Source organism: Plesiocystis pacifica SIR-1 (assembly GCF_000170895.1).
In the GTDB taxonomy this organism is placed as follows: Bacteria; Myxococcota_A; Polyangia; order Nannocystales; family Nannocystaceae; genus Plesiocystis; species Plesiocystis pacifica.
In genome coordinates this window covers 1-4304 of the sequence record NZ_ABCS01000213.1, presented here as the reverse complement: position 1 = coordinate 4304, position 4304 = coordinate 1, and the positions used below count along the sequence as shown (strand labels likewise).

Annotated in this window: 1 protein-coding gene; it reads right to left on the bottom strand. The window is 77.0% G+C overall.

The window, feature by feature from the left end:
* Positions 1 to 22 precede the first annotated feature (22 nt).
* Positions 23 to 4304: type I polyketide synthase (locus tag PPSIR1_RS41185; protein ID WP_006977281.1), on the bottom strand; the 4282-nt coding region annotated here is incomplete at its 5' end.

Genomic DNA, 4304 nt, shown 5'->3' with positions numbered 1-4304 from the left:
GGGGCGCCGTCGAGGGTCGAGATCATCGGGACGCTGCCCTCGCGCGGGCGCAGGTCCGCCAGCTCGGCGCGCAGCCGGGCCTCGATGGCGTCGACGTGGGCGCAGTGGGAGGCGTAGACACCCGCACGCGGCGGGCGAAGACTCCCTCGGCTTCGAGCGCGGCGAGCAGGGCCTCGACGGCGTCGCCGTCTCCGGACACGACGCTGCTCGGGCCGTTGTCGACGGCGAGGGACAGGGACGGCGCGAGCCGGGCTTCGAGGGCGGCGGCGGGCAGGGCCACGGCGGCCATGGCCCCCGGCGCGCCCGCGTTGCCTTCGAGGACCTCGGCGATGGCCCGGCTGCGCAGGGCGACGACTCGGGCCGCGTCTTCGAGGGACAGGATGCCCGCGACGCAGGCCGCCGCGAGCTCGCCCTGGGAGTGGCCGATCACGGCCGAAGGCGCGACCCCGAGCTCCCGCCACATCGCGGCGAGGGCGACCATCACGGCGAACAGCGCGGGCTGGACGACCTCGACGCGCTCGAGCGCGCCGGCGTCCTCGAGCACCGCGCGCAGCGACCAGTCGACGTGGGGCGCGAGGGCGCGGGCGCAGGCGTCGATCGACGCGGCGAAGGCCGGCGACCGCTCGAGCAGGTCCCGGGCCATGCCGGGCCACTGGGCGCCCTGGCCGGGGAACACGAACACCACGGCGCGACCCGAGCGGGGCGCGAGGGCGCGTCCCTCGACGCAGGCGGGGTGGCTTGCGGCGGTCTCGAGGGCCGAGAGCGCGCCGAGGAGCTCGCGGCGATCCTGGCAGACCGCGGCCGCGCGGCGCTCGAAGTGGGTGCGGGTCGTGGCCAGGGAGTGGGCGAGGTCGACGAGGGCGAGCTCGGGGTGAGCCTCGACGTGCTCGCGCAGACGCGCGGCCTGGTCGGCGAGGGCGGCCGGCGTGCGACCGGACAGGACGAAGGGCAGCGGGGCGTTCTCGGCGTCCTCGGTGGTCTCGGCCGCGTCGGGCCGGGCGTCGCTCGGGGGCTCCTCGAGGATCACGTGGGCGTTGGTCCCGGACACGCCAAAGGAGGACACGCCCGCCCGCCGCTGCCGGGCGCCCCGCGGCCAGGGCTGGTCCTCGGCCAGGAGCTGGACGGAGCCGTCCCAGTCGACGTGCTCCGAGGGCGCGCCGGCGTGGAGGCTGCGCGGGACCCGATCGTGGCGCATGGCCAGGACCACCTTGATGACCCCGGCGATGCCGGCCGCGGCCTGGGTGTGGCCGAAGTTGGACTTGACCGATCCGAGCCACACCGGGGCCTCGGCGCTCCGCCGGCTCTGGCCGTAGACCGCCTGGATCGCGCCGGCCTCGATGGGGTCGCCCAGGCGCGTGCCGGTGCCGTGGCCCTCGACCAGGTCGACCTCGCTGGGCAGCAGCTTGGCCGAGGCCAGGGCGGCCTCGATGACGCGCTGCTGCGCGGGCCCGTTGGGCGCGGTCAGGCCCTGGGAGCGGCCGTCTTGGTTGACGGCCGAGCCGCGCACGATCGCCAGCACGGGGTGGCCGTTGCGGCGCGCGTCGGCGAGGCGCTCGAGCACGATCATGCCCGCGCCCTCGGACCAGCCGACGCCGTCGGCGTGGGCCGAAAAGGGCTTGCAGCGGCCGTCGGGGGCCAGGGCGCGCTGGCGGCTGAACTCGACGAACAGGCGCGGGGTGGCCATGAGCGTCGAGCCGCCGGCCAGGGCCAGGTCGCACTCGCCCGCGCGCAGGGCCGCGGCGGCGAGGTGGATGGCGACCAGCGAGGAGCTGCAGGCCGTGTCGATGGTCATCGCCGGGCCCTCGAGGCCGAGGGCGTAGGCGATGCGCCCGGACGCGACGCTGGCCGAGCTGCCCAGGCCCACGCTGCCGTCGAGGGCCTTTAGGTCCCCGAGCAGGCGGCCGCCGTAGTCCTGGTACATCACGCCGACGTAGACCCCGGTGGCGCTGCGGCGCAGCTGGGCCGGGACGACCCCGGCGCCCTCGAGGGCCTCCCAGGCCAGCTCGAGCAGCAGGCGGTGCTGGGGGTCGACGGCCGTGGCCTCGCGCGGGCTGAGCCCGAAGAACTCGGGGTCGAAGTCGGCGGCGTGGTGGAGGAAGCCGCCCTCGCGCGCGATCGACTTGCCGGGCGCGTCGGGGTCGGGGTCGTAGAGGTCGTCGAGGTCCCAGCCGCGGTCCTCGGGGAAGCCCGAGCTCGCGTCGCGGCCCTCGGAGACCAAGCGCCAAAAGGCGTCGAGGTCGTCGGCGCCCCCGGGGTAGCGGCAGGCCATGGCGACGATGGCGATGGCGTCGTCGTCCGCGTCGTGGGTGGCGGGCTGGACGAGGCTTGGCAGGGGGCGCGGGCGCTCGGGGCGAGCGAAGGGCACGCGGAGCTCGGCGCCGAGCTCGAGGGCTCGTGCGATGCGATCGGCGAGGGCCCGGGGCGTGGGGAAGTCGAACAGCAAGGTCGCCGGCAGGCGCAGCCCCGTGGCCACGCACAGGCGGTTGCGGATCTCCACGGCCATGAGCGAGTCGAGGCCGAGCTCGAACAGGGGCTGCTCGGGCTCGAAGGCCTCGGCGCGGCCGCTGATGTGGAGCACGGCGCCAGCGTGCTCGGCGACCACGGCCAGGAGCAGGGCGCCTCGCTCGCTCGCGCTGTCCAGGGCGCGCACGCGGGCTTGGAAGCTCGCCGCCGAGTGACTCGTGTCCGCGTCCGCGTCTGGCCCCGAGCGGCGCAGGCCGTCTCTGGACGCGGGCGCGAGGCTCCACAGCAGGGGCGGGAGGTCGCCCCGGTCGCGGCGCTCGGCGAGGGTGTCGAGGTTGAAGTCGATGGGCACGGCGAGGCCCGGCGTGGCGGCGTCGTGGGGCAGGGCGCCGAGGGCCGCGTCGAGCAGGGCCATGCCCCGGGGCACGGCGATGGGTCGCAGGCCGTTGCGGCGCAGCCGGGCGCGGTCGGCCTGGTCGAGCCGAGCGATCATGCCGCCCGCGGACCACAGGCCCCAGGCCAGGCTCAGGCCCGGGAGGCCGAGGCCGCGGCGGTGCGCGGCCAGGCCGTCGAGGAAGCTGTTGCCGGCCGCGTAGTTGCCCTGCCCCGCGGATCCGAGCAGGCCCGCGGCAGAAGAGAAGAGCACGAAGGCGTCGAGCTCGAGCTCGCGCTCGAGGGACAGGCTGTGGAGGTTCCAGGCGCCGTCGAGCTTGGGCCGGAGCACGCGGTGGAGCGGCTCGGGCTCGAGGTCGCGGACGAGGCCGTCGTCGAGGAAGCCGGCGAGGTGGACGATGGTCGAGACGGGCGGGCCCTCGTCGAATACGCGGGCGAGGGCCTCGCGGTCGGCCACGTCGCAGGCGAGGACGTCGACGGCCTCGGCCCCGAGCTCGAGGAGCTCGCGGCGCAGGGACTCGGCCTCGGGCGCGTCGGGGCCTCGGCGGGACAGGCTGACGAGGTGGCGGGCGCCGTGGGTCCGGACGAGGTGGCGGCACAGGTGGGCGCCGAGCTCTCCGGTGCCGCCGCTGACGAGCACGCGGCCACGGCGGCCCAGCGCTGGCTTGGGGGCGCTCGCGTCGAGCGCGGCCGGGCGCAGCCGGGGCAGATGCAGGGCGCCCTCGCGCCACGCGAGCTCGGACTCGGGGTGGGCGAGGCTGCGGCCGACGAGGGTCGGCGTCCAGTCCTCGTCGTCGACGCGCACCAGGGTCAGGCCGCGGTCGGGGGCCTCCGAGGCTGCGGCGCGGGCGAGGCCAAAGAGGGCCTCGCGGGCCAGCGAAGGCGGGGCCAGCCACACCAGCGGCACACAGGCGAAGCGCTCGTCGGTCAACCACTGGCGCAGCTCGGCGAGGCCGGCCTCGCAGGCGTCGTGGCTCGCGCTCGCCAGCGCGTCGTCGGGGGCGACGGCGGGCCAGCAGCGCACGACGAAGGCGGGCGCGGCCTCGTCGATGGCCGACCAGCTGGACGAGGGGCGCAGCCCGGCGGCCGCGAGGCGCTCGGCCGCGGGCCCAGAGCCCACGACCACGCCGCCCGCGGGAGCCGGGAGCTCGGGGGCCTGCGCCGTCTCCCAGACCAGGCGATGGAGCTCGCGCATGCGGGTGCGGGTCGTCACCGAGGGGGGGCGGCTCTCGAGCGCACCGACGACGGCGACGAGCGCTCCGGCCTCGTCCCACAGCTCGACCTCCGCGAGCATGCCGGGGCCGTGGGCCCGCGCCTTCGCCCGGGCGCGCAGGCGCGAGGGGCCGGCGGCGAACAGCTGCAGGTCGCGGATCGCAAAGGGCAGCGCGGGCGAGCGCTCGCTCCCCGCCGGGCTGTCGAGGCTCGCGGAGGCGAGCTGGAAGGCGCCG